Annotated in this window: 35 protein-coding genes and 1 pseudogene; 17 read left to right on the plus strand and 19 right to left on the minus strand. The window is 41.5% G+C overall.

Annotated elements, in window-relative coordinates; translation table 11 throughout:
- Positions 1-5 precede the first annotated feature (5 nt).
- Positions 6-449, plus strand: a complete 444-nt coding sequence (locus H6H03_RS11700) for an SRPBCC family protein (protein WP_190955294.1) — start codon at positions 6-8, stop codon at positions 447-449.
- Between the two features lie 222 nt (positions 450-671).
- Complete coding sequence (locus H6H03_RS11705; protein WP_190955295.1) at positions 672-956, plus strand: hypothetical protein; 285 nt, start codon at positions 672-674, stop codon at positions 954-956.
- Here the strand turns inward: H6H03_RS11705 and H6H03_RS11710 are convergent.
- The 4 genes from H6H03_RS11710 to H6H03_RS11725 form a co-directional block, all read right to left on the minus strand.
- Positions 938-1,156: a type II toxin-antitoxin system HicB family antitoxin gene (locus tag H6H03_RS11710; RefSeq protein WP_190955296.1), complete on the minus strand. Its 219-nt coding sequence runs from the start codon at positions 1,154-1,156 to the stop codon at positions 938-940. The two genes, H6H03_RS11705 and H6H03_RS11710, sit on opposite strands and share 19 nt — an antisense overlap.
- A 206-nt stretch (positions 1,157-1,362) precedes the next feature.
- Positions 1,363-1,599, minus strand: coding sequence for a 2Fe-2S iron-sulfur cluster-binding protein (locus H6H03_RS11715; protein WP_190955297.1), 237 nt, complete (start codon positions 1,597-1,599; stop codon positions 1,363-1,365).
- Positions 1,600-1,800: 201 nt separating this feature from the next.
- On the minus strand, positions 1,801-3,279 hold the full coding sequence (gene cobQ / locus H6H03_RS11720; RefSeq protein ID WP_190955298.1) for a cobyric acid synthase CobQ: 1,479 nt from the start codon (positions 3,277-3,279) through the stop codon (positions 1,801-1,803).
- Between the two features lie 263 nt (positions 3,280-3,542).
- Positions 3,543-3,947: an Npun_F0494 family protein gene (locus tag H6H03_RS11725; RefSeq protein ID WP_190955299.1), complete on the minus strand. Its 405-nt coding sequence runs from the start codon at positions 3,945-3,947 to the stop codon at positions 3,543-3,545.
- A 182-nt stretch (positions 3,948-4,129) separates the two neighbouring features.
- Between H6H03_RS11725 and H6H03_RS11730 the strand changes: the two genes are divergently transcribed.
- Positions 4,130-4,567, plus strand: coding sequence for a peroxiredoxin (locus H6H03_RS11730; protein WP_190955300.1), 438 nt, complete (start codon positions 4,130-4,132; stop codon positions 4,565-4,567).
- Positions 4,568-4,750: 183 nt separating this feature from the next.
- Here the strand turns inward: H6H03_RS11730 and H6H03_RS40265 are convergent, their stop codons facing one another.
- The 3 genes from H6H03_RS40265 to H6H03_RS11745 form a co-directional block, all read right to left on the minus strand.
- Entirely contained in the window at positions 4,751-5,242 is a 492-nt protein-coding gene (locus tag H6H03_RS40265; protein ID WP_242057832.1) for a hypothetical protein, read from the minus strand.
- A gap of 32 nt (positions 5,243-5,274) precedes the next feature.
- Positions 5,275-6,162, minus strand: coding sequence for an ABC transporter permease (locus tag H6H03_RS11740; RefSeq protein ID WP_190955301.1), 888 nt, complete (start codon positions 6,160-6,162; stop codon positions 5,275-5,277).
- 164 nt (positions 6,163-6,326) lie between these two features.
- Positions 6,327-7,346, minus strand: a complete 1,020-nt coding sequence (locus tag H6H03_RS11745; RefSeq protein ID WP_190955302.1) for an ABC transporter ATP-binding protein — start codon at positions 7,344-7,346, stop codon at positions 6,327-6,329.
- A 157-nt stretch (positions 7,347-7,503) separates the two neighbouring features.
- Here H6H03_RS11745 and H6H03_RS11750 point away from each other — a divergent pair, with 157 nt between their 5' ends.
- Positions 7,504-7,857: a hypothetical protein gene (locus tag H6H03_RS11750; RefSeq protein ID WP_190955303.1), complete on the plus strand. Its 354-nt coding sequence runs from the start codon at positions 7,504-7,506 to the stop codon at positions 7,855-7,857.
- A 31-nt stretch (positions 7,858-7,888) separates the two neighbouring features.
- Here H6H03_RS11750 and H6H03_RS11755 read toward each other — a convergent pair whose 3' ends face one another.
- Positions 7,889-9,367: an aminotransferase class I/II-fold pyridoxal phosphate-dependent enzyme gene (locus H6H03_RS11755; protein WP_190955304.1), complete on the minus strand. Its 1,479-nt coding sequence runs from the start codon at positions 9,365-9,367 to the stop codon at positions 7,889-7,891.
- 60 nt (positions 9,368-9,427) lie between these two features.
- Here H6H03_RS11755 and H6H03_RS11760 point away from each other — a divergent pair, with 60 nt between their 5' ends.
- From H6H03_RS11760 to H6H03_RS11770, 3 genes are all read left to right on the plus strand, one after another.
- Complete coding sequence (locus tag H6H03_RS11760) at positions 9,428-9,772, plus strand: DUF6883 domain-containing protein (RefSeq protein WP_190955305.1); 345 nt, start codon at positions 9,428-9,430, stop codon at positions 9,770-9,772.
- The gene (locus H6H03_RS11765; protein ID WP_190955306.1) at positions 9,759-10,019 is read left to right on the plus strand and encodes a DUF4926 domain-containing protein; all 261 of its coding nucleotides are present in this window, start codon (positions 9,759-9,761) and stop codon (positions 10,017-10,019) included. Before H6H03_RS11760 ends, H6H03_RS11765 begins: the two co-directional genes overlap by 14 nt.
- Before the next feature lie 115 nt (positions 10,020-10,134).
- Positions 10,135-10,842, plus strand: a complete 708-nt coding sequence (locus tag H6H03_RS11770) for a M15 family metallopeptidase (protein WP_190955307.1) — start codon at positions 10,135-10,137, stop codon at positions 10,840-10,842.
- A gap of 100 nt (positions 10,843-10,942) precedes the next feature.
- On the opposite strand, the gene H6H03_RS11775 is transcribed toward H6H03_RS11770, so the two are convergent.
- Positions 10,943-11,416, minus strand: coding sequence for a TspO/MBR family protein (locus H6H03_RS11775; protein ID WP_190955308.1), 474 nt, complete (start codon positions 11,414-11,416; stop codon positions 10,943-10,945).
- Between the two features lie 120 nt (positions 11,417-11,536).
- Positions 11,537-12,010 carry a TspO/MBR family protein gene (locus H6H03_RS11780; RefSeq protein WP_190955309.1) on the minus strand — a complete coding sequence of 158 codons (474 nt, stop codon included), beginning with the start codon at positions 12,008-12,010 and terminating at the stop codon, positions 11,537-11,539.
- A 134-nt stretch (positions 12,011-12,144) separates the two neighbouring features.
- Here H6H03_RS11780 and H6H03_RS11785 point away from each other — a divergent pair, with 134 nt between their 5' ends.
- Complete coding sequence (locus tag H6H03_RS11785; RefSeq protein WP_190955310.1) at positions 12,145-12,345, plus strand: hypothetical protein; 201 nt, start codon at positions 12,145-12,147, stop codon at positions 12,343-12,345.
- Between the two features lie 59 nt (positions 12,346-12,404).
- Entirely contained in the window at positions 12,405-12,998 is a 594-nt protein-coding gene (locus H6H03_RS11790) for a DUF3611 family protein (RefSeq protein WP_190955311.1), read from the plus strand.
- A gap of 771 nt (positions 12,999-13,769) precedes the next feature.
- On the opposite strand, the gene H6H03_RS11795 is transcribed toward H6H03_RS11790, so the two are convergent.
- A complete protein-coding gene (locus H6H03_RS11795; RefSeq protein WP_190955312.1) occupies positions 13,770-14,402 on the minus strand; it encodes a YdeI/OmpD-associated family protein in 633 nt (210 codons plus the stop codon).
- Positions 14,403-14,460: 58 nt separating this feature from the next.
- Here H6H03_RS11795 and H6H03_RS11800 point away from each other — a divergent pair, with 58 nt between their 5' ends.
- The 3 genes from H6H03_RS11800 to H6H03_RS11810 all read left to right on the plus strand — a co-directional run bounded on the left by H6H03_RS11800 (position 14,461) and on the right by H6H03_RS11810 (position 16,665).
- Complete coding sequence (locus H6H03_RS11800) at positions 14,461-15,120, plus strand: DNA-3-methyladenine glycosylase family protein (protein WP_190955313.1); 660 nt, start codon at positions 14,461-14,463, stop codon at positions 15,118-15,120.
- A 136-nt stretch (positions 15,121-15,256) separates the two neighbouring features.
- The gene (locus H6H03_RS11805; RefSeq protein WP_190955314.1) at positions 15,257-16,261 is read left to right on the plus strand and encodes a DMT family transporter; all 1,005 of its coding nucleotides are present in this window, start codon (positions 15,257-15,259) and stop codon (positions 16,259-16,261) included.
- Between the two features lie 197 nt (positions 16,262-16,458).
- Entirely contained in the window at positions 16,459-16,665 is a 207-nt protein-coding gene (locus H6H03_RS11810) for a hypothetical protein (protein WP_190955315.1), read from the plus strand.
- 171 nt (positions 16,666-16,836) lie between these two features.
- Here H6H03_RS11810 and H6H03_RS11815 read toward each other — a convergent pair whose 3' ends face one another.
- The 3 genes from H6H03_RS11815 to era all read right to left on the minus strand — a co-directional run bounded on the left by H6H03_RS11815 (position 16,837) and on the right by era (position 18,870).
- Positions 16,837-17,085: a hypothetical protein gene (locus H6H03_RS11815; protein WP_190955316.1), complete on the minus strand. Its 249-nt coding sequence runs from the start codon at positions 17,083-17,085 to the stop codon at positions 16,837-16,839.
- Positions 17,086-17,142: 57 nt separating this feature from the next.
- The gene (locus H6H03_RS11820; RefSeq protein WP_242057833.1) at positions 17,143-17,820 is read right to left on the minus strand and encodes a response regulator transcription factor; all 678 of its coding nucleotides are present in this window, start codon (positions 17,818-17,820) and stop codon (positions 17,143-17,145) included.
- A gap of 75 nt (positions 17,821-17,895) precedes the next feature.
- Positions 17,896-18,870, minus strand: coding sequence for a GTPase Era (gene era, locus H6H03_RS11825; protein WP_190955317.1), 975 nt, complete (start codon positions 18,868-18,870; stop codon positions 17,896-17,898).
- A gap of 493 nt (positions 18,871-19,363) precedes the next feature.
- Between era and H6H03_RS11830 the strand changes: the two genes are divergently transcribed.
- Positions 19,364-20,446 (plus strand): ATP-dependent 6-phosphofructokinase, encoded by a 1,083-nt coding sequence (locus H6H03_RS11830; RefSeq protein ID WP_190955318.1) that lies wholly within the window; start codon positions 19,364-19,366, stop codon positions 20,444-20,446.
- A 3-nt stretch (positions 20,447-20,449) separates the two neighbouring features.
- Positions 20,450-20,668 (plus strand): hypothetical protein, encoded by a 219-nt coding sequence (locus H6H03_RS11835; RefSeq protein WP_190955319.1) that lies wholly within the window; start codon positions 20,450-20,452, stop codon positions 20,666-20,668.
- A 2-nt stretch (positions 20,669-20,670) separates the two neighbouring features.
- Here H6H03_RS11835 and H6H03_RS11840 read toward each other — a convergent pair whose 3' ends face one another.
- From H6H03_RS11840 to H6H03_RS11860, 5 genes and pseudogenes are all read right to left on the minus strand, one after another.
- Entirely contained in the window at positions 20,671-21,792 is a 1,122-nt protein-coding gene (locus H6H03_RS11840; RefSeq protein ID WP_190955320.1) for a geranylgeranyl reductase family protein, read from the minus strand.
- 301 nt (positions 21,793-22,093) lie between these two features.
- Positions 22,094-22,663 (minus strand): annotated as a pseudogene (locus H6H03_RS42225) (REP-associated tyrosine transposase).
- Positions 22,664-22,906: 243 nt separating this feature from the next.
- Positions 22,907-23,455 (minus strand): ribosome recycling factor, encoded by a 549-nt coding sequence (gene frr / locus H6H03_RS11850; RefSeq protein WP_190955321.1) that lies wholly within the window; start codon positions 23,453-23,455, stop codon positions 22,907-22,909.
- Entirely contained in the window at positions 23,442-24,170 is a 729-nt protein-coding gene (gene pyrH, locus H6H03_RS11855) for a UMP kinase (protein ID WP_190955322.1), read from the minus strand. Before pyrH ends, frr begins: the two co-directional genes overlap by 14 nt.
- Before the next feature lie 71 nt (positions 24,171-24,241).
- The gene (locus H6H03_RS11860; RefSeq protein ID WP_190955323.1) at positions 24,242-24,784 is read right to left on the minus strand and encodes a thioredoxin family protein; all 543 of its coding nucleotides are present in this window, start codon (positions 24,782-24,784) and stop codon (positions 24,242-24,244) included.
- 590 nt (positions 24,785-25,374) lie between these two features.
- Here H6H03_RS11860 and H6H03_RS11865 point away from each other — a divergent pair.
- From H6H03_RS11865 to H6H03_RS11870, 3 genes are read left to right on the plus strand one after another with little or no spacing between them, the layout of a single operon-like run.
- Entirely contained in the window at positions 25,375-26,280 is a 906-nt protein-coding gene (locus tag H6H03_RS11865; RefSeq protein ID WP_190955324.1) for an alpha/beta fold hydrolase, read from the plus strand.
- Positions 26,281-26,329: 49 nt separating this feature from the next.
- A complete protein-coding gene (locus tag H6H03_RS40270) occupies positions 26,330-26,431 on the plus strand; it encodes a XisH family protein (RefSeq protein WP_242057837.1) in 102 nt (33 codons plus the stop codon).
- Entirely contained in the window at positions 26,391-26,687 is a 297-nt protein-coding gene (locus tag H6H03_RS11870; RefSeq protein WP_242057838.1) for a XisI protein, read from the plus strand. Before H6H03_RS40270 ends, H6H03_RS11870 begins: the two co-directional genes overlap by 41 nt.
- Positions 26,688-26,758 lie beyond the last annotated feature (71 nt).

Consider the following 26,758-nt stretch of genomic DNA (forward strand, 5'->3'; position numbering starts at 1 on the left):
AAATAATGTCAGATTGGTTAGAACATACTGTGCAAATAGAAGTAGAAGCTCCCATAGATTTAGTATGGAGCCTCTGGTCTGATTTAGAACAAATGCCCCGATGGATGAAGTGGATTGATTCAGTCAAGATTCCACCAGATAATCCGGATATATCTCTTTGGAAATTGAAGAGCGGCGGTCTAGAATTTACTTGGAAATCCCGAATTCTTAAAGTTATCCCCAACCAAATTATTCAATGGGAATCCATTGATGGTTTGCCGAATCAAGGAGCGATTCGCTTTTACGATCGCCACAGTAGTACTATCGTCAAAATGACTATTTCCTACGCTATCCCCGGCATTATTGGCAAAATTATGGATAACTTATTTTTGGGGCGGGTAGTTGAATCAACAATCCAAGCTGATTTGGAAAGGTTTAGACAATACGCGCTGAATATTAAAGGTAATTGATATAGATAGCAAAAACAGGCAGTAAGAAACAAAGTATAAAAGTTTCTTGCTGTCTGATAGAGACAATATGGATTTTTAAAGGTTTAAGGAGATGCGATCGCACATCTCTATTACTGATTAGGGATTAAGAGATTTTTAATACACAAAAATCTTGTTTAGACTATAACACTTATTATAAAATGTTATAATTTGCTTTATTGTTAATAATTAAGTGAAAATTCAATGCGTCGTCACATTAATTTGAACATCATTGATGAATCTGGTATAAATACACTTTTCTTTAAAGGAGTACCTTGCTCTAAAGCTGATAGAGGAACTTACGATTTTTATATTGGTGGTAAATGTAGAGTTTATCCATCCGGTAGGATTGCAACAATTCTGAAAGAGACTTTATCTCATGATGTTGTTGTTCAGTTTGATAATGGTGATATAGAAACTGTGAATTTGCACAATCTTTTTAGTGAAAGTCTTTTTGGTAGTTCAATTCCCTATAATCCAGCCTCATAAGATGGTTTTGGAAGTGAATCGCCTACAGCTTGGTAAGCAATAATTAGAGACTCTAAAGCTTCAATTCCATTTGCCACTGCCAACTCGTAAGTATCCCCATGAGTTCGCCAGCGTTGTCCTGGGAAATCAGGGAAGCCTACCAAAAAGCAATTATCTTCTTCTGACCATTGAATAAGCATTTGGTACTTAAGCTTACTCATATCGTTTGTTCTCTTCTACTTCTTTATCTGACTTTCTGCACTTATACCAATTCTCTGTCAACTTGCACTGAATAATTAATGTAAGTTATCTCTTCCTTTGTGTCCTTTGCGTCCTTTGCGGTAGCCTGCGGCAAGCCGCTGCGCGTCTACGTTTAAAAAATATTAAGTGCATCTTCATGGAGAGTTGATATTAGAGGGTTAAAAAACTACCAAGTTGGGTCGCTAAATAAATTAATTGTCAATTCTTCGCGTGGTGGTATCGCAGTGATACAGGCGCGGATGTTTTCTCCATCTTCTAATTCCACGGTGCAAGCGTAACAAGACCCCATTAGACAACCGGTGGGAATAAATACTCCAGCCCGGTATGCTACATCCAAAAGGGCTTCTCCCACTTCGGCTTCTACTGTGACATCATCTGGTAAAAAGCGGACACGAACAATCATCAATCTTACGCTTTTGATTTGGAATTGATTCGTAAGGGTTGTTATTTGTCCTTTGTAAAGACAAATGACAAATAACCATCTTAACGAAAAAATGTGCAATCTCTTCTATGTAACTTATACCAATTTGAAAAATCATTGTGACGGATAGATTCACTATACTTAGATTCACCAAAACTATTCAGTATTCAAAATGGTATTAGCTTAAGACAAAAACGGAGTTAAGTCTAAATGGTTTTCAACTTCAGTGGCTAAAGAATCTAAAATCTGTTCTCGTTGTTCCCGGTAGTTAGCAACACCAGTGGGCAGAGATTTTAAACCCCGTTGTTGACGGAGGCGATTTAACCAAGCTCGTCGCCAAGGGCCGTTGTCAAAAATTCCGTGGAGGTAAGTACCCCAGACTGATTGACAACTATCCACTAACCCTAAGTTCACATCGTCAAATAGTGCATGGTAAGATTGGCTATCTATTCCTTGCTGTTCAATGCGCGATCGCCCTTGGTGGATCTCAAAGCCATTAACTGGCAAGCCCAATTGTGGATAATTCGAGCTAACTTGCCGTTGGCGGGCAATTTTCTGTCCTGTAATTACAGTTCTGATTGGTAAAAGATTTAACCCTTGATATCTACCGGCTTGTCCTTCTATTCCTTCTGGGTCGGCTATGATTTGTCCCAGCATTTGATACCCGCCACAGATACCTAAAACCGTTCCCCCAGAGGCTGCGTAATGTTGGATAGCTTCTGCCATGCCGCTTTTTTGCAGTAGTAGCAAATCAGCAATTGTGGTTTTTGTCCCTGGGATAATTACTGCATCTGGATGTCCTAAATCCTGCTTAGGGCTGAGGAATTTTACTGAAACTGAGCTTTCAGATTCTAGAGGGTCAAAATCAGTGAAGTTGGCAATTCTGGGTAAACGAATAACGGCAATATTGAGGTCAGTTTGGGCTTTGTTTGATTGACGTTCTAGCAGGTCAAGGGAGTCTTCTGCCGGAAATACTTCTTGTAAGTAGGGTATAACGCCAACGACAGGAATACCTGTGCGTTCTTCCAACCATTTTATGCCTGGTTCTAGGAGCGATCGCTGTCCTCGGAATTTGTTAATTACTACACCTTTAATTAAAGCCCGTTCGTCCGGTTCTAATAACTCTAAAGTGCCTACCACATGGGCAAAAGCGCCACCCCGGTCAATATCAACTACTAGTAGGGTTGGCGCATTCAAATATTTTGCTACACGCATATTCGTTAAATCACGGTGCTTGAGGTTAATCTCCGCTGGACTACCCGCACCTTCACAAACCAGCAAGTCAAATTCTGTTCCTAAATGCTGTAGCGATTCTTCAATTGTCCGCCAGCCCAGTTCAAAATATTGCTCGTAGTAATCTGCGGCACCCACTTTGCCCACAGCCCTACCTTTAATAATTACTTGCGAAGTCATATCCCCTTGGGGCTTAAGTAAAATTGGGTTCATTTCTACCCAAGGTACAACTCCCGCAGCCCAAGCTTGTACTGCTTGCGCGTAACCAATCTCTCCACCACTGGCAGTGACATAAGCATTTAAAGCCATATTTTGACCTTTAAAGGGAGCCACTCGCCAACCACGCCGCGATAAAATTCGACAAATAGCTGTAGTTAAGAGTGATTTCCCTGCGTGGGATGTTGTCCCCACTACCATAATTGATTTCATAGTCACTATTCAGGTTTTTAATATATAAGGTGAAATTTTAGGCTTGTGGGGACTGGGGACTGGGGACTGGGGACTAGGAAATAAATATTTAGGAAAGAAATACTTTCTCACCCAATGCCCAATGCCCAATGCCCAATGCCCAATGCCCCATGCCCAATGCCCAATGCCTCACCACATTGTAAAGACTTCATGAATGGGTGTCATGTTTCCGTATATTAATTGTTCCCTTTGATTCGTTAATCCTAACTCTTTAGTTTTCTGTTCTAAAAAGGTAACCGCAACCAACGAATCACTGCATTGTATAAACGATCGCGCCATGAAGGAGTACGCCAATTTTCCCCCTGATGTTGTTCTATCAACTGGCGTCCCAAGGGAGTGAGGCGAAAACTATCTGTAATTCCCTGACCATCGACTTCTCGGCGCAATACGCCCACTTCAATCAGCCAACCTAAGGCGTTGTCACATGCTAATTCTGATAAAGGGCGCTGAGTATAACCCTGCTTCAATCCATTTTCCAGGGCGATCGCACTCAACGATACACTCTGGTGCCGCATGAGTTTAAATAAAGATGGATTAAAGGGCGAACATCTTAGCGAGCGATCGGCCCTTTCGATTGTTTTAGGAGGATAGACAAAAGCTTTTGGGTTTTGGAAGTCAACAGGAGGCATTGTGTATAATTAGGAATTTTTTTTTGAATAAAAATTAATTTCAGAATATATTTTTTTGCACCAGTTAGCTCATTAAGAGCAGAATAGTATAGTTATGTTATTTTTTAGTAAATATATTTAATCATTATAAATTATTGTAAAATTTCAAGTGCATCAACAATCTGAAACAGGAAAGGTTAATTATGCCTCTAGCAGTTGGTACGGATGCACCTGCATTTACCGCCAAAGATACAAACGGCAACACAGTCTCTTTATCTGATTTTGCTGGGAAGACAGTTGTTTTGTATTTTTACCCTAAAGATGACACTCCAGGCTGCACCAAACAAGCCTGTAGTTTTCGGGACGCCCAATCTAAATATCAAAATAAAGATGTTGTAGTTCTGGGAGTCAGTGCAGATGATGAAGTTTCTCATCAGGCATTCACCCAAAAATATAATTTGAATTTTCCTCTACTGGCTGACACCGACAAATCCCTCATCAAAGCTTTCGATGTGGATGGCGGCGGTTACGCCAAGCGCGTCACCTACGTAATTGGCCCTGACGGCAAAATTACCCATGTTGACGCTAGTGTAAATACTACCACCCATGCTGAGGATGTTTTAGCTGCACTTGGGTTGTAGTTTTTTGGCTGATATAGCAGGCAATAGGCAATAGGCAATAGGCAACAGGCTGAAAAGTTTCTTGGTGTCGGGGTTTGGCAATTAATTTATGTCGCAACCTAACTTGCAACTGCTATAACTAAGGGTTTTTGAAAAGTTTCATCCCAACCCCAAAAGCTTGGGGTTGGGATTATTCATTTGAATTCAGTTACCTGATGGTAATTTAAATGATGGTAACTGTGGGGTCGCTTGTTGTGCTTGCTGGCACTGGAGTGTTTGCTGTTGATTTGCTTTTAAAGGAGCTGCTGTTGCTGGTTGAGTTGATGATGTCGGCGACGCTGATGCAACCGATGTCGATCCTGGGGTTGTTAGTTGCCCTTGCTGACGACATTGGAGTAATTGTTGCTGCCTAGCTTTAAAAGCTTCTGCGGTTGAGTTGAGTTGTTCGTTCTGTTGCTGAGAATTCCAGTTGAGAGTTCCGAAATTTGCCCGGTGAATCAGATCGAACATGTTGAAATTGTCTGAATTCGAGCGGGAAAAGGGATCGGTATTTTGATCTGTTGTACTACCACTAGGAAAAGCATCCGCTGGACTGAGTTGAGCCAAACTAGGTTGAGCCATCAGTAAGGGAGCGAAGCTAATTCCGGCTGCGGTAGCCAAGAAGAGTCTAGTAATTTGTAAAAATGGTTTTTTCATGGATTTTGACTCAAAAATTGCTCTCTTTTATCTTAAGCAAGAGTCCGTCGTAGTTGGGGCTGAATGCTAACTAAGGTGACAAGGGCAAAGCCAAACAACACCAACAACGCCCCCCCAAAGGTAACATCACCCCAAGGAGCCTGCATGACTACACTATCCAATGCCCAACTGCTGTGGAGATAGAGATAGCGAATGGGTTCGATCGCATAGCTGAGAGGATTCAAGGTAGCCACAACCTGCAACCACTGGGGCATAAACGATAGAGGAGCTAAAGCAGTACTAGCAAATAATAGTGGTAAGTTAGTGACGAAAATTACCGCAATTAGTTCGATGTGTCCGGGTAAGGCAAAAGCTAACCCCAGGGAAATGGCTGTCACACCCAAAGCGAGGAGGAAAACGATTAAAGCGATCGCACCTAAACCAGCTGCATCAGGTATTCCCGCACCTAAAAACGCCGCTGCTCCCACAATCACTGCTGCTTGCAGTAAACTTTGGCTGATAATGAAGATTGCTGAAGCAAAGACAATGGAAAACCGCGATGCTAAAGGTGCTACCAGCAAACGATTCAAAAAGCCGAACTCGCGGTCAAACATCACGGGTAAACCAGCATTCAGCGCTCCCGCAAATGCTGTAAACACAATTACTCCAGCAGCCAAGAATTGACCGTAATTTGTCGTACTGCCAAATAAGCCTTTGGGCGCATTTTGGAATAAAGCGCCAAACAACACCAACCACATCACCGGCTGAATGATTCCGGCGATTAATGTCGAAGGGCGACGTTGCAATTGAATAAACAAGCGACGAGTTAAAGCCAACGTCTCTTGTACCAGTTCGCCGAAAAAATTAGGAGCAGGGTTAGCATCTGCTTGGGGCGATGCTAATGTCTGCCAATTGAGATCGGATTTAGGAGTAACACTCATAAGGATTTTGGATTTTGGATTTTAGATTTTAGATTTTGGATTGGGCATTAGGAAGGGGGAAAGGGAAAGGGGTAAGGGGGAAAGGTTAAATATATCCCTTTACCCTTTACCCTTTAACCTTTTCCCCTACCTCCCCATCCTCCCTATACCCCATGCCCCATTCCCTATCTCATATTCTGCTTTTTCTCAGCTTTGGGATCGCGAGTGGCGATCGCTGCTAGTTCTGCATCCATCAGGGTACGTCCTGTGGCGGCGAGGTAAACGTCATCAAGACTGGGGCGAGATTGGGCGATGCCGAATATGGGCAAGCCGGCGGTATTTAGGGTTTGCTGTATGTTGATGAGAACGTCATTTTGGGGCGTCACCACCAAGTTGAGAGAATTACCTTGGGCGCTGTTGATGATAACTTCTTGGACGAAGGGCAAAGATTGGAGGAGGTTTTTGGCTTTTTCTGCTTCTTCAATGGGGGAAAACTCCTGAATTCGCAAAGTGATGCGATCGCCACCTACTTTATCTTTCAATTGGGAAGGTGTCCCAGCCGCAATCACAACGCCGCGATCGATAATTGCCACGCGATCGGCTAGGGCGTCAATCTCTTCTAAATAATGGCTGGTAATTACTACCGTCGTCCCAGAGGCACGTAATTTTCTCAAAAAATCCCATACCACAAATCGGCTTTCTATGTCAAGCCCTACGGTTGGTTCGTCTAAGACTAAAACATCTGGTGCGTGGAGTAAGCCAGCAGCTAAATCAAGGCGTTTGCGTAAACCACCAGAGTAGGTTCCGCTTTTTTTATTGGCGTATTCTTGTAAACCGAGTAAATCCAATACTGTCTCAATACGCTGTTTGGCTACTGCGCCTGGGATGTGATAAAGTGCTGCTTGCAATTGCAGCAGTTCTCGTCCAGTCAACACTTTATCTATAGCGACTTCCTGAGCTACATAGCCTAGTTTTTGTCTTGCTAGTCTCGGATTATCTAAGACAGAGATCCCGGATACTTCGATTTTGCCAGCATCCGGTGTTGTGAGTGTACACAAGGCACGCAAGGTGGTAGTTTTTCCAGCACCGTTGGGGCCAAGTAAACCAAAGATTTCTCCTGACTCTACCTGAAAAGAAACATCCTTAACGGCAACCACCGTGCCGTAGGATTTTTGCAAATTTTGAATTAAAACGGCGGGAGCCATGACAGCTTTTCCCCAACTATACAAATCTCAATAAATCTATTTTTATTGTAGAAGGTGGGGACAAGGAAATAGCGCATGAGCGAAAATATGTAAATAAGTTCGCTTCATGCGCTATGCTGCCAAAAATTTGGGATTATTTTAAGCAAGTTGTTTGATTGTGTTTGTGGCGAAATATACCAAATACTATAACTTTGCGACTTTAAAACCAGCTTTTGCGACTTTAAAACTAGCTTTTGCGACTTTAAAACTAGCTTTTGCGACTTTAAAACTAGCTTTTGCGACTTTAAAACTAGCTTTTGCGACTTTAAAACTAGCTTTTGCGACTTTAAAACTAGCTTTTGCGACTTTAAAACTAGCTTTTGCGACTTTAAAACTAGCTTTTGCGACTTTAAAACTAGCTTTTGCGACTTTAAAACCAGCTTTTGCGACTTTAAAACTAGCTTTTGCGACTTTAAAACCAGCTTTTGCGACTTTAAAACCAGCTTTTGCGACTAGTTTTGTATTAACTTAAGCAGGAGTGGGAAAACTACAAAATTAGCACGCTATTTAACAACTTTTAACGTTTTGAGGGTAGTATCATTGCAACCGCTGATAAATCCTCCCATTGCCTGGATTTGTTGTAAGTAGTCAAGAACGGGTTTGGTGATGAGTTCCCCTGGCATTAATACGGGAATACCTGGAGGATAAGGACAGACGATTTCGGTACAAATGCGATCGCAAGTCTTTGCTAAAGGTAATGTTTCACTAACAGCAAAAAAAGCTTCACGGGGAGACAAATATAAATTAGTATCGAGTGTTTCGGTAAGATCCTGGCAAATATAGTTTTTAACATTCAACTTGGTTCGGTGATATTCTTTGCCGAGGATGGAAAAACCTTGGACTAATTGTTCAATATCAGCTGCGGTGTTGCCCAAACTAATAATAAAAGTTAGGTGCTGCGGGGAAGGAAATTCAGCAGTCACCGCAAACTTTTCATCTAGAATTTCATCTGCGGCAAATCCGGTTAAACCTAAATTAGAAACAGTTACAGTTAATCGCGTTTTATCTAAAGCCACAAAGCCAGTAGATCCCCCCAACCCCCCTTGAGAAGGGGGGCTTAAGACAGATAAGCCAGGAAGTTGGCTGATTTTGGTTCTGGCTTCTTGGGCAAGTTGCAAAGTGTGAGACATCAGCATTTTTCCGTGGAGTGCCATTTGCTGACGCGCTGCATCTAGGGAAGCTAAAAGTATATAACTGGGACTGGTAGACTGTAGGAGTTGCAAGGCTTTACTAATGCGATCGCTATCTATCCTATTACCTTGGATGTGCAGCATTGATGCCTGTGTCATGGCACCAAGTACTTTGTGGATGGACTGTACAGTTAAATCTGCACCTGCGGCTAAAGCTGGAGTGGGCAATTCGGGATGAAAGTTAAAGTGTGCGCCGTGTGCTTCATCTACCAGTAGAGGAATATTATATTGATGGGTAATATTGGCGATCGCCCTCAAATCTCCACAAACACCGTAATATGTTGGGTAGACTGTCAACACTGCTTTAGCGTCGGGATGTTGTTGGAGTGCAGATTCTATAGCTGTCGGTGTGATGCTATGGGCAATATCTAAAACTGAATCGTATTCAGGATTGAGAAAAATTGGTATTGCACCGGAAAGAATTAAACCAGCGATCGCAGAAGAATGCACATTTCGAGGCAAAATGATTTTATCGCCTGCACCACAAGTAGCGAGAATTGCCGCTTCAATTCCACAGGTAGAACCGTTAACCAGAAACCATGTTTGGGAAGCGCCAAATGCTTGGGCTGCTAATTGTTGCGCTTCTTGAATTACGCCTTGGGGTGCAAAAAGATTATCTAAATCTCCTAATTCGGTTAAGTCAGCGCGAAAGACAGCTTTGCCAAGTAAATCGGCTAGAGGTTGAGAAATGCCATTGCCTTGTTTGTGTCCTGGCGTGTAAAAAGGAGCATGGGCACGTGTTGTGTTGGCTTTTAGGGCGTCTAAGAGGGGTGTTTGGTTTTGATCGAGCATTTAGAGAGAAAGAACCGTTAATGATAAAATTTCAAGTCTGTTAGGGCATATTCATAAACGATGAAATTACCCAACGGCGAGCAAGCAGAGATTTCTATGCAAAAGCTCATAGGTTATTGTCTAAACCCAGAACATCCGAGTGGGAAACATAAAGCCAGAGTTTTCGCATCAATTCTAGGAATCACGCTAGAAAATGCCGATGTTTTGCGTGAACTTATTCAAACAGCAGCAGTTACAGGTGAAGTTGTTCAGCAAAGTACTACACAATTTGGTCAACAGTTTAAGGTAGATTGGATAGTACCTGATACAGACTCAATCAGGCTGCGGACAATCTGGGAAACTACAGCTAATAATCCCTATCCACGTTTGATTACAGCATTTGTGAAATTGAATGAAAAAAATTAAACTTTTGGATACTATTGCTACACTCAAGCCGATTCCTATTGAGAGATTAGAACTAGTGGAAGAAGATTATACTTCTATCGAAAGCTTACCCAGTGGGCAAGTTGGAACAATTGTAGAAGTGTATGAGCAAGAAGAAGAATATCATTATTTAGTCGAGTTTGCTGATACCCAAGGTTGTGAATATGCAATGGCGACTTTGAGAGCAGATGAAATCTTAGTTTTACATTATGATTTGGCAATTGCCTAATTTTTTACTTTAGGGTCTATATCTGAATAAAGTTGCGATCGCTTATAAATTATTCCTCATGCACAGCATAGAGTAATAAATACGAATTACGAATTACGAATTACGAATTATTCACATGAGGCCTTATCATCAAGTTGCGATTTTTGAGTGTGGTGAACCTTTGATGGCGATTCCTTTGGAATTGTTTGCGGTGGAATCTCCCCATCCTTATGAAAAGTTAGGTGCGCCTTATGGCGATCGCTCTCCTTATTATCTCCGTCAAAGCGTCATTGAAAACTTGATTCAAGCGCAAAATTACCTGGAATTGTTGCGTCGGAAATGGCGAATTCAAATCTTTGATGCCTATCGCCCAGTAGCAGTCCAACAGTTTATGGTAGATTACAGCTTCGCGCAAGCAGTACAAGAAAGGGGACTGACTGAGGCAGAATTATTACCAAACCAACGCCAAGAAATTTGGCAGACGGTTTATGAAATTTGGGCTGTACCGAGTTTGGATGAAAAAACTCCCCCTCCTCACAGTACCGGCGCTGCGGTGGATGTAACGCTGGTAGATGATACTGGGGAAATAGTGAATATGGGTTCGCCCATTGATGAAATGTCAGGGCGATCGCATCCTGATTATTATGCCAATAAGGACGACCCACAAGCAGAAAAATATCATGCTCACCGTCAGCTATTGCAAGAGGTAATGTTAAAAGCCGACTTTCAACGCAACCCTAAAGAGTGGTGGCATTTTTCCTTTGGCGATCAAATGTGGGCTTGGCTGAATAATCAATCTCAGAGAGTCAATCCCGTTACCGCACGTTATGGACGTGTTCTATAGATACCTCAGAGGAAAACTCTGCGTGACTCTGCGTTAAAACACTATTTTTTCAACGCAAAGGGGCGCAGAGTCAACGCGAAGGGACGCAGAGGTTTGCTGATTACGCATCTTGAGGATTTAATTCCCTTAACTCCTCTGTGGTGTAAGTTCCAATGGGAGTCCAAATTAGATAAGGAAGGAGTAAAAACGCTGCTAGTGGAGAAATCGGCAAAACGCAGATAGCAAGGACAACGGCACAAATCAAACCAACTAGTCCGAGAATTTCTCCTACTTTAAGACTGCGAAACCTCAGCATTAAAGGTATGTAGGCGACTGTGATAATTTCCACCAAAAGGTACAAACCCATTAACAGCCAAGTAATTATGCCTCCTGGGTTTTTTTGCCAGACAATATTGGCTGAAACTGCACCAGAAATAAAAATCACAGTCCAGATGAATGGAATCAGTGGCTCAAAAACTAGCCATCGAGGGCGACTTAATTTTGCAAACCATTTAACATCGCGGGGCGTGATGAAGAAACTACCAAGGGCAACGAAAAAAGTTACAGCCCCAATTACTATCCAAGATGAAATCATACTCCACTCTTGCTTGTGTATTTTGTCTAGCCATACACTGCAAGTTTGACAATTTAGAAGATAGGTTAAATCATTCGCTGGTGCTAATCTTAATAGAAAAATCCAAAATCTAAAATAGTACTAGGCATCTTGGGGATTGAGGTTAATCATCTGCCAAGTGGTATAAGTTCCGATGGGACTCCAGAGCAAATAAGGAATTAGTAACAGTGCTGCCCAACCAGAAATACTTAAGACTGCAAGCATCAACAAAGCACCAATGAGAAAACCTGTACCACCGAGAATTGTGCCGACTTTTAAGCTACGAAGTCTAAACATTACGGGCGTATAGGCAATAGTCACAATTTCTAATAGCAAATATAAACCCATGATTAACCAGGTTGAAGTACTCCCTGGGTCTTTTTCCCAAACAATATAAGCTGACCAAGCACCGCAAATAAATATTACAGTCCAAATAATTGGAATCGCGCCTTCAAAAGTTAGCCATCTCGGCCGTTGTAAGCGCTTGAACCATTGGCGATCGCCAGGTGTAATCGCGTTAGCCGCCAAGGCAACTAAAAAAGCTACACCGCCAATTACCATCCAAGATTTTATCATGCCCCTTATCCTTTACAAGCGCTATCTATCGCTGAAATATCACTCTTTATAGTGTTATTTTGTCAATTTAGCTGCTAAAGACTCATCATCCTTGAGTTTGATAACTTTTCATCGTTTGGCATGATTTTAAATTATTGAGCATTGGGCATTGGGCATGGGGCATTGGGCATTGGGTGAGAAAGTATTTCTTTCCTAAATATTTATTTCCTAGTCACCAGTCCCCAATCCCCAGTCCCCAGTCCCCAGTCCCCAGTCCCCCATCCCCTATGCCCCACTTCCCATTTATTCCCAAAGATGACAACCCTATTCTGTCTCAAGGTGGGGGTATAGGGTAGAGAGGGGAAATATTCTGAGCAATAGGGGGATAAGGTAATTAAACTCAATGGTAATTAATATGCAAACTGAATCGGAAATGCGCTCATCGAAGACGTTGGCGCAACCATCGCTAGCACCTGAAACGCGAGGAATTGGCAATACTATTCGCCTGACAGGCTGGGTTACTCTGTGGCTCCAATTGGCAATTGGAGCAGTTTCTGTCTTAGCTTTGTTGTTCGCCTTGACTGGTCGTAACTTCGTTCAACAACAGAATACCGGTCTTGGAATTGGCGTATTTTGGGCTGTATGCGGAATTGTGGTGTTGTTATTTAGTCTCTATTTGGATTTTCGTTACACTCGCATAGGCAAAGCTCTAGAAAATAGCAATCCAGCTTTACATCCTAGTAAGCCAGATACAACTAAAATCCTCCGTTTAGGGATAATTATAAGTTTAGTAGGAATATTATTAACTCTTTTAGGTGCTAGTTCAACTATATTTGTCCTAGTTGCAAAATCTATATCTCAACCTCCAGGGGTGGCAATCACTGACCCCTACAGGATTATTCGGCCGATGGATGTTTTTGTTGCTGTGGCAGACATCACCGGAATTGCTGCTCACTATCTAGGTACTGTCGCCTCATTATGGTTGCTGGAGCGAGTCCACCAACACTAGCACCGCTTTAAGTAGTTCGTAATTTCTAATTTTGAACTTTATTAATGAGTATCTGAACTTCATTAATGAGCCTTTGAACTCTATTAATGAGGCTTTGATACTCGCCAACGAGGAGCGTAATCTTAAAACAGACAGACAAGAGAATAGTATTAAAACTTAGTATTAAAACTTTTACAAATGATAGCATTTCACAAAATACTCGATACCAATGATTAGCCTCTAATTCTTTCCACCCTGCTCCCTGCCCCTCTGCCTCTCTTCCTAGCATTAACATTCCTTTAGAGTCTTAAAGTTGCGACTTTAAGACAATTTTGTTTATTACCTATGATAGTTACTAATACTCACCTGAATCAGCGAAAGTAGTGGGAGAAATCGGTGAGGTAAATATACTTAGTAATAGAGGTTCAAAGCATGGACTCAACAGGTAAGGGTCAAATTGTGGACTCGTCCTGGCATCTTCCACTACCGTTGAAAGAGTATGCGATGAGCCGAGTGACTGTCTACTTTTATAGCGACGGGTGGGTTCCAATTAAATATTGTTCTTTGCAAAAGGCAATTTTATTGTGCCACAAAGCAAAACTAGAAGGTATGGAAATTTTAATATTTCCTACTGATTTAGATCCTAACCAATTCTCAAGATCTTTTAATTAAAATGCATTTAGTTCAACCGTTTTTGAAAATACTTTGTAATCAATGAATTGACTATATAGGCGTACATAGGTACGCCTTTTATTTATAGATGCTATTCAAGATTAATACTAACAAAAACTTTTAGCGTTCCAATGGGCTTTTTTTCTGCGCTGCGGAATTAACAGTTTGTTCGATTCTTTTCAACCTTGTTTCTGGACGTTTAGCATTCTCAATCCAAAAAAGAATATTCTTTTTGGATGAGTTGCTAAATGCTTCAAAATAATCTTTAGCAGTTTTGTTTGCTTCTAATGCCTGATTTAAATCTGAGGGAATAATTAATGCTTCGATCGCATCTAAAGAATTCCACGCTCCATTTTGTTTTGCAATTGCAATTTTTTCCAAACCCGCTTTAGTAATTAAACCTTGTTCCATAAGTTCTTCAATATATTGTTTATTTAATTTTGACCATACACTTTTTGATTTTCGAGGTGTAAAAATTTGCATATAACGTTCTGCATCTAATGATTTGACTTTACTATCAATCCAACCAAAACATAAGGCTTCTTTTACTGCTTCGCTATATCGAACACTTGGTTTACCACTTTTGACTTTGTAGTAGATGAGCCACACACCAGAAGAAGTGAGATGGTTTGTTTCTAACCATTTTCGCCATTCTTCGCGGCTATTGGGGCAAAAAGTGGCGAATTCATTATTTAATTTCGATACACCAATATTCTCCGTTTTGATTGGATTTATCTCTGAATTTTGCTGCATTTGCTTGGCGTTAAAGTTGATACATTAGTAATTGCTAGATATTAGAATTATTACAAAAATGACTCAAATACCTGAACTAGAATTGCTGACTGAAGAAAGTTTTAGCCGTGGTTTAATGGTACTTGCCAGTATTGACAATGATTTGGCTCAGATTTTAGAAACACTGGGGCCTCCACCAATTTGGTCAAGAGAACCGGGTTTTGCAACCCTTGTGTGGATAATTCTCGAACAACAAGTTTCCTTAGCAGCTGCAAAAGCTGTATTTACACGTTTATGTGGGGTTGTTGTAACGCTGACGCCAGAAAATTTTCTCACATTGGATGATGCTCAATTAAAAGGGATTGGATTCAGTCGCCAAAAAATTTTATACTGTCGTGGTTTGGCGGATGCGATCGCCACTGGTCAGCTTGACCTCAGTAAGCTCTCAAAAATGGACGAAACTGCTATTAGAACTCAATTAAAGCGTCTCAAAGGGATTGGAGATTGGACAGTTGATATTTATTTACTCATGGCGCTGCAACGTGCTGATGTCTTTCCCAAAGGCGATTTAGGATTAGCGATCGCTTTACAAAAGCTCAAAAACTTGGGAACACGTCCAACACCAGCACAACTAGAAACAATGACTCAACACTGGCGACCCTGGCGAGCGATCGCTGCAAGACTTCTCTGGCACTACTACCTCAGTAATGCCAATAGTAATAAGTTGATGGGCGTCTAAATTGTAGATTTTTATGTATTCTCGCAGTTCAGCATCTCCTATAGGAGAAGACAGTCTTTTACGCTTTATTATCACTAAATGACCAATCACTAATGACCAATTAGAAATTGGCAGTTTGTTTAATCAATATAATCAAATGGTAGAAAATAAATTAAGTCTAACACAAGAAAAATCTGATAAAGCTTCAAACATTCTGCCGATAATAGTAGTCATAATTGCATTATTAGCTTTATCTACAACAGCAATATTTATTAAAATTGCTGTTAGCCAAATGAGTGCTGTTGCTACATTATTTAATCGCTTGTGGATAGCAACTATTATCTTTGGGTTATGGACTGGAATTAACCAAGCACGTACTCAAATTAAAGATGATAAACCGATTTTACCTGAGCAGCGTTATGCAATTAAAGAGATAGCGTTCTTAATAGCAGTGGGTTTAGTTCATGTATTAGGTCGATTATCTTGGACTTGGTCGCTAACTCAAACTGGTGCTGCTAATGCTAATGCCTTAGGTAGTCTCAATCCGATATTTACTACATTAGGGGGATGGCTATTTTTTGGCCAAATTTTTGGGCGCAAATTTATCATCGGTTTGGTTTTGGCTGTACTGGGTGCGATCGCTGTTGGATTTGAAGATTTATTGCGCTCTAATAATAATATTACAGGTGATGTTGTTGCCGTCATTTCATCGGTTTTTTATGCGGCAAACTTTTTACTTATCGAGCAGATTCGTAATAAATTTTCAATTCTCACCATACTTGTGTGGCGTTGTGCGATCGCAACTTCATTGATGATACCAGTAGTACTAATCTTTGAAAAACAAGTTTTCCCAGTTACCTTATCGGGATGGCTAGTAGTATTTGCGCTAGGTGCTATTTGTGAAGCCTTGGGTCATGGACTGATTGTATACAGCCTGAAAACTTTTTCTTCAGGATTCATCTCACTACTATTGTTACTCAATCCAGTGATTGTTGCGATTCTTGCTTGGATACTTTTCTCGGAAAATTTGAGTATTTTTAACTTGCTAGGCCTGGCTTTAATTTTAGGAGGTATTTATCTAGCGACTTCTAACAAAGAATCGATTAAATCTAGCGTTAACAATACCATGCAGGATTCCACGCGATCGTCTACTACTAATTAATTCATAATCCGAATTAATTGTGCCAGGGGTGCAGGGTTACACCCCCTGATATCTATATCTCTAGATATAGGTATATCACACCAGTTTTATTTGTAGGAATTATAAATTTACAAATGTTGAGACAGTAAATTTCTGGAAACTACATTATCTCATTTGTAGGAAATGTTAGTTGATGCTACAAAGCTGAAAAGGAATTTATGATTAGTCGAACTTTGGATTTGATTTTTATCGATAGCTTTGCCTTTATGATTAACAAAACACTAGGTTTACTACTTAGTACTAAAATTTGCAACTACTCATGGGAAGGTAAAGGTGAAGAACTGTCGCAAAAAGAACAGGTAGGTACTGACCATCTACCTCAAGTTTTGATATCACAAGACATTGAACACGGACATCAAAACTGAACCGATAGATGAATAACCAGAGAAATCACCAAACTTTAGATTTTAAATTGTGGATTTTGGATTAAAACTTCAAAATCCACAATTTCAAAAGGTGTGAGAGCAAGTTAATTTATACTGGCTCTGCAAGAAGCAAGCCACGTCTAAAATTGTTAGTTAACGCATAGAGCAAATTTAAAGTTTGGTGAAAGACGTTTTACTTTTTTGCCCTTGTTTACAATAACCTGCCAGGAAGCCTAGCAGTTCATCTTGTTTAAATACAAATCCCACAAAACCTGGTGTATTTATAATTTCAAACAAGCGGGTTCTTGCAGTAGTAAAACTCCATTGCTCGTTCCAAGGTTCACTATTAAACACTTCAACATATAAATAGGCGCACCGTTCTAAATATTCAGTAGTGAAAGTTGCGATTTCTTCTGACATCAAAAAAAAGAAACTTTAGGTAGTCATTAGTAATTTACAAAGCACAAAGTTTATTAATCAAACTAAACCCGAACGCAATGCAACTACCGCTGCTTGTACGCGATCGTCCACTGCTAATTTATTCATAATCCCTCGGACGTGAGTTTTGACGGTGTTGGGGCTGAGATAGAGTTTTTGTGCAATCTCTGGGTTGCTCAATCCGTCTACCATGAGTTTCAATACTTCTAATTCACGTGCAGATAAGTTAGCGTTGTTGTTAGTGGGTGAGGGTGGTTTGAGGTTGTCAATTACTCGTCGGGCAATTTGCGGATCGAGATAGGCTGCACCATCAACTGCGGCAGCGATCGCATTTAACAATCGTTCCACACTTGCACCTTTAATACAATATGCATCGGCGCCGCTAGACAGTGCAGCAATAATTTCTGTCTCCGTTTGATGGGATGTCAGCATCACCACATGAGTTGCAGGCAGCGCTGCCTTAATTTGTTGTGTCGCTGCAATACCATCTAATCGCGGCAACCCAATGTCCATAACCACCACGTCTGGTTTGAGTTGCAGTGCAGCTTGCACGCCCAAATAACCATCTTCGGCTTGTCCAACAATTTCTAAATCGGGATGAGCCATTAAGGATTGCTCTAGCCCCAGTTGCATCATTGGATCGTCTTCAACAATTAACACTCTTAACATAAGTTTCTCATTTGGGGCATAGGGCATAGGGCATAGGGCATGGGGCATTGGTTATTCTCCGCGTCCCCGTGTCCCCGCGTCTCCCTCATCTTCCCAGTCCCCAGTCCCCAGTCCCCAATTTTTCTACTCTTCCACGCGATAGCCTAACTCGGCTAAACTCACCCGCGATTGTCGCCATTTTGGCTGAACTTTCACGAATAGTTCTAGGTAGACTTTGCCAGCGATTAATTTTTGAATTTGTTCGCGGGCTGCGCTACCGATTGCTTTGAGCATCGATCCGCCTTTCCCAATGAGTATGCCTTTTTGGGAATCGCGTTCGACGTTGATGGTGGCGAGTACACGGGTAATATTAGGAGTTTCTTCTACTTGGTCAATGGCGATCGCTACTGAATGGGGTACTTCTTCGCGAGTCAAAAGTATAATTTGTTCGCGGATCAATTCACCCATGATAAAGCGTTCTGGTTGGTCGGTTACCAAGTCGGGCGGATAATATAACGGGCCGATTTCTAAATGTTCAATTAATAATTGTTGCAGTTGTGGTAATCCTGCGCTCGTCTTGGCAGAAAATTTGACAATTTCCCATTCATGGGACTTGGCCATTTCGGCGTAACTATCATCTAAAAACTGTGAATCGGCCGGTTGTTGGTCGATTTTGTTTAAACCCATAACTACTGGTGTTTGGCTGCGACTGAGCAAATCGGCAATGTAGCGATCGCCTGCTCCACACGCCACTGCTCCATCTACCACAAACAGCACTACATCTACCGATTCAATGGCTATTTTGGCATTTTGCACCAAGACTTCCCCTAATTGATGGTGGGGCTTATGAATTCCTGGCGTATCTACAAATATTAACTGCGCTTCTGATGTAGTTAAAATGCCGCGCAAACGGTTACGTGTGGTTTGCGCTACTGGCGATGTGATAGCGATTTTTTGCCCTACTAATTCATTCATCAAGGTAGATTTACCGACATTCGGCCGACCAATAATGCCGATAAAACCTGATTTAAAGCCAGGAGGAGCCTCAGGGATTGTTACTTCTCCTGAAAAAGAGAAGGTGTAATTATCAATACTAGTCACCTTTTGCTCCACCTTCATATTTTAGAGTTGGAATAACTTGGTTTTTTCTCGATCTGAAAACAGACATAGAATCACCCTAGCATTTTCGGGGATTACTTTTTGAGGTTTAATCTACTACTAGCTGCACACTCATATTTTACAGCTGGGGTCAGTTAGTTGTCAGAATTCAGAATCCAGAATTCAGGAGTCAGAATAGAGAATAGGTGAATTTTTTATCAGACTTAGAAACCCCAACTTTGTAAATTTGAACAAAGTCAAGCACCTATAGTAGCCTTGATTTTCGACTGATTCTAGCGCCTTACTCCAAAGCCTTCAGCTTTACTCCTGAATTCTGACTCTTGGCTTTTGAGTTATGAATTATTAAACATAGTTTTGTTTTTAAACACAAAAGCAACATAAAATTACCTTTGCATTTACAGAGAGATGTTTGTTTGGGTTTAATCTATTACTTACTCAGGCTTAAGTTTAATCGGCTAATAGATATATTTGGATCAAAATGTCAAGAAAAGATATGGGAGAACCCAAACGCATTGGAATTCTTACAAGTGGAGGAGATTGTTCTGGCTTAAATGCTGCCATCAGGGCTGTAGTAACTTGTGCTGTGAGTACTTACGGCTGGGAGGTTCTAGGAATTCATCAAGCAACTCTTGGATTAATGGCGCGTCCGCCACAATTCACTAACTTGGAAATCGATAAAGTTGATTCGCTGCTAACTGCGGGTGGCACAATGTTGGGAACAACTAATAAAGGCGATCCTTTTGCTTTTCCAATGGCGGATGGAAGTTTATGCGATCGCTCCGAAGAAATCATTGCAGGTTATCATCAACTAGGATTAGATGCTTTGATTGGTATTGGCGGCGATGGTAGTTTGGCAATTCTCCGCCGCCTCGCACAACAAGGTGGTATTAACTTAGTTGGAATTCCTAAAACCATTGATAATGATATTGGCATTACCGAACATGCCATTGGTTTTGATACAGCAGTAAATATTGCCACGGAAGCATTAGATCGGTTACATTTTACCGCTGCAAGTCATAGCCGAGTCATGATTTTGGAAGTGATGGGGCGTGATGCAGGGCACATAGCCATAGCTGCGGGAATTGCAGGCGGAGCAAATGTAATTTTAATTCCCGAAATTCCCTACACAGTTGAACACATTTGCCACAAAATCAAAGAACGCCAAGAGAAAGGCAAAAATTATTGTTTGATTATTGTTTCTGAAGCTGTTCGTACCCAAGATGGGGAAAACGTCACAATTACAAATCGCTTAGGTCAATCTCGATATGGTGGAATTGGCGAATATCTAGCGGATGAAATTATTCAACACATTGGTGTAGAAACGCGAGTCACCGTTTTAGGACACATTCAACGCGGTGGAACTGCTTCGCCATTGGATAGATTAGTTGCAACAGCCTTTGGCGTAGCCGCAGTTAATCTGATTGCAGAGGCTAAATACGATCGCATGGTCACATGGCAAAATCGCCAAGTATTAAGCGTACCAATTACAGAAGCGATCGCTCAATATAGCGCCGTCGATCCCAACGGTACCTTAGTTAAAACCGCCCGTGGTATGGGTATTTATTTAGGAGATTAGGGCATGGGGCATGTTTTAAACGAGAACGTTGAGGTTTTGAATTGGAACGTTGAGGTTTTGAACGAGAACGTTGAGGTTTTAAACGAGAACGTTGAGGTTTTAAACGAGAACGTTGAGGTTTTAAGTTTTAACCCTCCCCCATGCCCAATGCCCAATGCCCAATGCCCAATGCCCAATGCCCAATGCCCCATGCCCAATGCCCAATGCCCAATGCCCCAATAGATTTAATTGCTAAACCCAGGAATTAAATGCTTCAGCGCCCGACTGGCAACATCGCCATAGCGGAGTTCGCCGCACATAATTTTACCCATGACTTGGGGAGCTGAGGGGTGCTTAATACCAACTTTGTAGCCAATGTTGGAAAATCGATAGAATGCTGTAGCTAATTTTTGCGCCCAAGCCATTTCAGTACCCCATTCTTCATTAATGGCTTCGCTATATTTTTCTAAAGCGTTAATATCACCAGCAAGTGCTTCATTAATGCTTGCGGCTGCGAGTAAACCGCTAAAAATTGAAGGGCGAATGCCTTCTGCTGTCATGGGATCGACTAAACAAGCAGCTTCCCCAGCCAAAAGCGCATTTTGAGCGTGCAGCTTTTGATTACCATCCCAAATACAAAGGGGATGACCATATTGTTTGGTGTTTTTGAGGTCTACGTTTAACGATTTGGCGTACTCATCCAAAATCTTTTTAAAGTTCTGGGGTTGACGACCAATGAAGGTTCCCACACCAATGGAATAACCATCAGCTTTAGGGAAGTTCCACAGATAGCCGTTTTTAGCCAAGCCGAACTCGAAATGAATTGTAGGGTTGTTTTCTGCAATACCAGGAACTTCTGCTTCTAAAGCTCCTGTAAGGAGACGTTTACGTTCTTTGAAACCCAGCCATTTCGCCATCGAGCCTTTAGCACCATCAGCTGCAATTAAGTAACGACCTGTAACTGGCTCGTTGGCTGTGTTAACTTGCCAATAATCACTTTGAAATTCGATACCAGTTACTTCAGTATTATCTTGGAGTCTTGCGCCTTGTTTTTGGGCTTGCTGGACTAAGAAATAATCAAAAACATCCCGCCGTACCATCCAAACTGGTTCTTTTGTGGCGATTTTAGCTTCCACGGGGTCGCCTAGTTTCCAGGTAAAGCGCAGCAAGTCTGCTTTTAAAGAAATTGCTGGGCTAAAATCAAAGTCAAACCATTGAGCGATCGCTGGAGATACACCACCACCACAAGGTTTATATCTTGGCAGGGATTCTTTTTCTAAAACTAATACTGAGCGACCCTGTTTCGCTAAATGATATGCAGCCGTTCCACCAGCTGGCCCAGCACCGACAATGATGCAATCGTACATATTGCTGAAATTTTGCTTCTCAATTAGTTTAAGCTAACGCGTCTACCAACAACTATAGGCAAGAGGCAAGAGGCAATGGGCAATAGGCTTGAAACTATTTTGGTGCCTGGGTTTTAGAGCAGACTTACGTTTTAAACTATGCTTCTAAATTATTTTTAATTCAGTTTTTTGTAGTTTTTTGTAGGTTGGGTTGAGGAACGAAACCCAACATTATCTGTGACAATATCTGAGGTTAATGTTGGGTTTCACTTCGTACCACTTCGTGGAAGCAAGCTACAACCCAACCTACTAGCTAGTAATTTTATTCTTTGCCGATATTGGAATCAAATACAAATTCTTGTTCAGTACCCCACATAATATCATACTTACCTTGACGAATCGAACGATGAAAGCTGGAATATTCCCAATCTTTGGGAGCTTTCACTAAGCCATGTTTGACTGGATTGTAATGAATATATTCAACGTGATTTTTAAAATCTACCTCATCTCTAATCAAGTGTTCCCAAAAACGACGCTGCCAAATAGCTTGCTCTTTTTTATTTCGCCTAGAGGTAGATAGGGTTTCTTGTGATACAGTATCACATTGGCGACTAAAATAGCTTTTAATTAAACGCCAACGAGTAGGAAAATTGCGTAGACGCGAAGCGGCTTGTCGTCAGACATCGCCTTGTGGTAATGTCCAAATACAATGCAGATGGTCGGGTAATAAAACAAAGGCATCAATTATAAATGGATGTTGTTCCATAACATGCCGAAAAGCATTTCTCAATAAAGAGACGTTACTAGGTAAGTCGAATAATCTTTGTCTGTGATATGTAACCAGGGTAAAAAAGTAAGTACCACCCTCTACAGTAGCTCGACGATATTGCATTTGTTGTAAAAATTTTTTGAAACTAAAATTAATCTTATGTAGGTTGGGTTGAGCGCAGCGCAACCCAACTTCTAAGCTGAAATAAAATGTTAAGTGATATTGAACAATTATAAAATCGAGTAAACAATTATAAATGTTGGGTTTATGAATGTTGGGTTTCACTCCGTTCAACCCAACCTACTGTAAGACAAAGGCTGAAGAATGGGATAAATTCTTCAGCCTTTATGCTTTAGACTTTAGACTTTAAACAGTCGTAATGTCTTTTTCTTTTTCTGCCAACGATGCATCTATTTTGGCAATATACTCATTTGTCAGTTTTTGCAAGCTGTCTTGTTGGTCTTTTGATTCATCTTTGGAGATTTCAGAGGCTTTCTCTTGTTTGCGAATGGAGTCTAGAGCATCGCGACGGATGTTGCGAATGGCAACACGACCCTCTTCAGCATACTTAGCAGCCATTTTGACAAATTCTTTCCGGCGATCGCTCGTCAAAGGCGGAATATTCAGCCGAATTACGGTACCATCATTACTGGGTGTTAAACCTACATCCGAAAGAGAAATTGCTTTCTCAATGATGTTTAAAGTGTTGCGCTCGTAAGGTTGAATCAAAATTGTCGAGGCATCTGGCGTGCTAATGTTTGCCACTGACTTTAGGGGTGTAGGCGAACCGTAGTAGTCCACCAAGACTTTATCTAGTAAACTCGCATTGGCGCGGCCAGTGCGAATTGTGTTAAAAGCTCGTTGAGTCGCCTCAACGGTTTTTTGCATCGTACTCTCAGCTTCAGCTAATTTCACAAGAACCTCCCACAAGGGTGCCGATGGTTTCTCCCATGACTGCTCGGTGGATGTTACCTCGCACCGTCAAGTCAAATACCAAAATCGGAATGTTGTTTTCTTTACACAAGGCAATCGCAGTACTATCCATTACTCGCAAATCATGAGCCAAAACGTGCGTGTAGGTGAGGGTTTTATAGCGCTTGGCGTTAGGATGAATTTGAGGATCGGCGTCGTATATTCCGTCTACTTTGGTGGCTTTAAAAATCACTTCGGCATCAATTTCTGCGGCTCTTAATGCGGCAGTGGTGTCTGTGGTAAAAAAGGGATTTCCAGAACCAGCGCCAAAAATTACCACCCGCCCTTTTTCAAGATGACGGATGGCACGACGACGAATATACGGTTCCGCTAATTCTTGCATAGCGATCGCAGTTTGCACCCGCGTCTGCACTCCTATTCGCTCCAGCGAATCTTGCAGCGTCATGGCGTTCATTACCGTGGCAATCATTCCTATGTAGTCAGCGGTTGCCCTATCCATCCCCGCCGATGCTGCTTTGACGCCACGAAAAATATTGCCGCCGCCAACAACGATGGCGATTTGAGTCCCAGTGGCTACCACCTCTTCTACTTCCTGGGCTATTTCTTTCACCACTTCTGGATCAATTCCATAGCCCATGTTGCCCATTAAAGCTTCACCGCTCAGTTTGAGTAAAACCCGTCGGTAATTCGTTCCCATGAAGTTACGCTTTATCAAAAAAGTTGCAATTGCCTCCAATTTAAGATAGCAGTTACAGGGACTATCTATGTCTAGTTACGCCAAATCAATGTAGTACCTATTGGTTCTGTTTGTGGTATGGCTATTTCTTGACCAGCAAACAAACACCCGATCGCAGTTTTCAAATAATTCTGTCCCACAGATAATGGATCTTGGGGGCGATCGTCAATTTGACCTTTGTAGCGTACTATGCCTGTACTATCTATCAAAAATGCCATTGGTGTTTTTGTAGCGCCAAAACTGCGGGTTACATCTTGAGTTGGGTCCCACAAGTAAGGGAAGTTCAACTCGTGACGCTGGGCAAAAACTTTCATATTTTCAAAGGTAGACCCTGAGTCGCTACCATTCATGCCAATCAAGGTAAAGCTTGACAGAGCAAATTCGGCTTGAATCTTTTTGAGTCTGTCTACATACAACTCTACATAAGGACAGTCGTTACATATAAAAACAACACCGACTGCACGGAACTTCTCAAGATAACGGCTAAGATGGTGAACTTGACCATCAATTCCTGGGAGTTCAAAATCTGGTGCGTAGCTTCCGATGGGAGTATCAATTGTTTCTAGTATATTCATCTTTTCTGGCTCGCAGGACTAGGAACAAGAAAAATATTGTTAAATTCAGCGTCAGTTTCCAGTTGCAAACCACCCCTTAGCCGATGCCTCATGTCCAACAATTTTATAAACCAGGTTGGCGATCGTAAATTGTGAAACTACTGAATCTAGCACTGATGCTAATTTCATCACCTTTCTAAGTACTAAGATAGTCTTATATATTACAAATCATTGAGTAAGTAATGTTAATAAATGTAAAGTATCATAAGTAGCACCGTTATCAAAGCTCAAGGATAGCATCACAGTATAAATGTGTGCCAACATGGCGATAATTTGATTCAGATGAGAGAAACTGTAGCTCCTAATACTGACATAATCTAATTTGTGAGTAAATTAGCTTTATCAACAATTATGAACACTGCCTATGCTAGATAAAACTATTTAGCATAACGCTAGTATTAAATGCCTAGAAGCTTTTGGGTTCTATGTCTAAGTTATCACCAGACCAAAAGATTTAATTTGAAAATCTGATAAATTTTACTCAAAATCAAAATCATCTTGCTTGAGTTTACAGCTAAAAATCTTATACCCTTGCGTTCATCAAATTCCCTATGACAACCTCAAGTTCAAAAACAGCGCTTACATCTACAAAAACCTGGATTTGGCAAGGTTTTACTATTTGCTATCAAACCCAAGGAACCACTGGGCCGGCTGTTATTCTGGTGCATGGATTTGGGGCTTCTTGGCAGCACTGGCGAAAAAATATTCCTGTATTAGCAGAGAATTGCCGTGTTTATGCTATTGATTTGATTGGTTTTGGTGCTTCAGCCAAACCCAAACCCGGTGAAAAAATTGCCTATACGTTAGAAACCTGGGGACAGCAGGTAGCAGATTTTTGTCGCGAAGTAGTGGGCGAACCAGCTTTTTTAGTGGGAAATTCCATTGGCTGTATTGTAGCCATGCAAGCAGCGGTGAGTCAGCCAGATATTGCTTTGGGAGTTGCTTTGCTCAACTGTTCTCTACGGTTGTTGCACGATCGCAAACGGGCAACTTTACCCTGGATTCGTCGTGCAGGAGCGCCTTTACTGCAACAGGTGTTATCTATTAAACCAGTTGGCGAGTTCTTTTTCAATCAACTTGCCAAACCGAAAACAGTAAGGAAAATTCTACTCAAAGCTTATGCCAATGCAGAAGTAGTTACAGATGAATTAGTAGATATTCTGACTTCTCCAGCCAGCGATCCTGGTGCTGTGGCTGTGTTTCTGGCATTTACTTCTTATTCCACAGGGCCTTTACCAGAAGACCTTTTACCGTTGTTACCTTGTCCGGCAATTATTTTGTGGGGAGCAGCAGATCCTTGGGAACCGATTGAATTAGGTAGAGAATTAGCTAACTTTCCCCAAGTACAAAAGTTTATTCCTTTAGAAGGAGTGGGGCATTGTCCCCAAGATGAAGCACCAGAGTTAGTTAATCCGATTTTACAAGATTGGCTATTTTTTTTAATTGGAAGTCCCTAAGTAAAATAGAGTTGACAACAACACAAAACTAAATACGGCAGCGAAGGATCTGTTTCATGAAGCGGTAAGGAAAGCACTTGAAAAAGAGCAATGGGTCATCACAGACGACACTGCTCAGAAATTATGCTGCCATACCGATCGCCAACGGTGATATCGAATCGCAGACGATTTTTGATGTGCCTCAAGATCGCTATCAGATGATGAATGTAGGCTGGGATGGCGATCGGCGTGTACATGGCTGCGTTCTGCATTTGGATATCAAAGACGGCAAAATTTGGATACAACACAACACAATCGAACTTCAAATTGCCCAAGAACTAGCTGCAATGGGAATTCCCAAACAAGACATCGTATTAGGGTTTCAAGCCCCTTACGTGCGAGAGTATACAAGATTTGGCGTAGCCTAAATCCATAAAGCCATAAGCTGGGCGTGCATAGCTGTAATAACTGCGGCCTCGTATTGGTTGGGTAAGTCAGG

The organism is Nostoc paludosum FACHB-159 (genome assembly GCF_014698835.1).
In the GTDB taxonomy this organism is placed as follows: Bacteria; Cyanobacteriota; Cyanobacteriia; order Cyanobacteriales; family Nostocaceae; genus Nostoc; species Nostoc paludosum.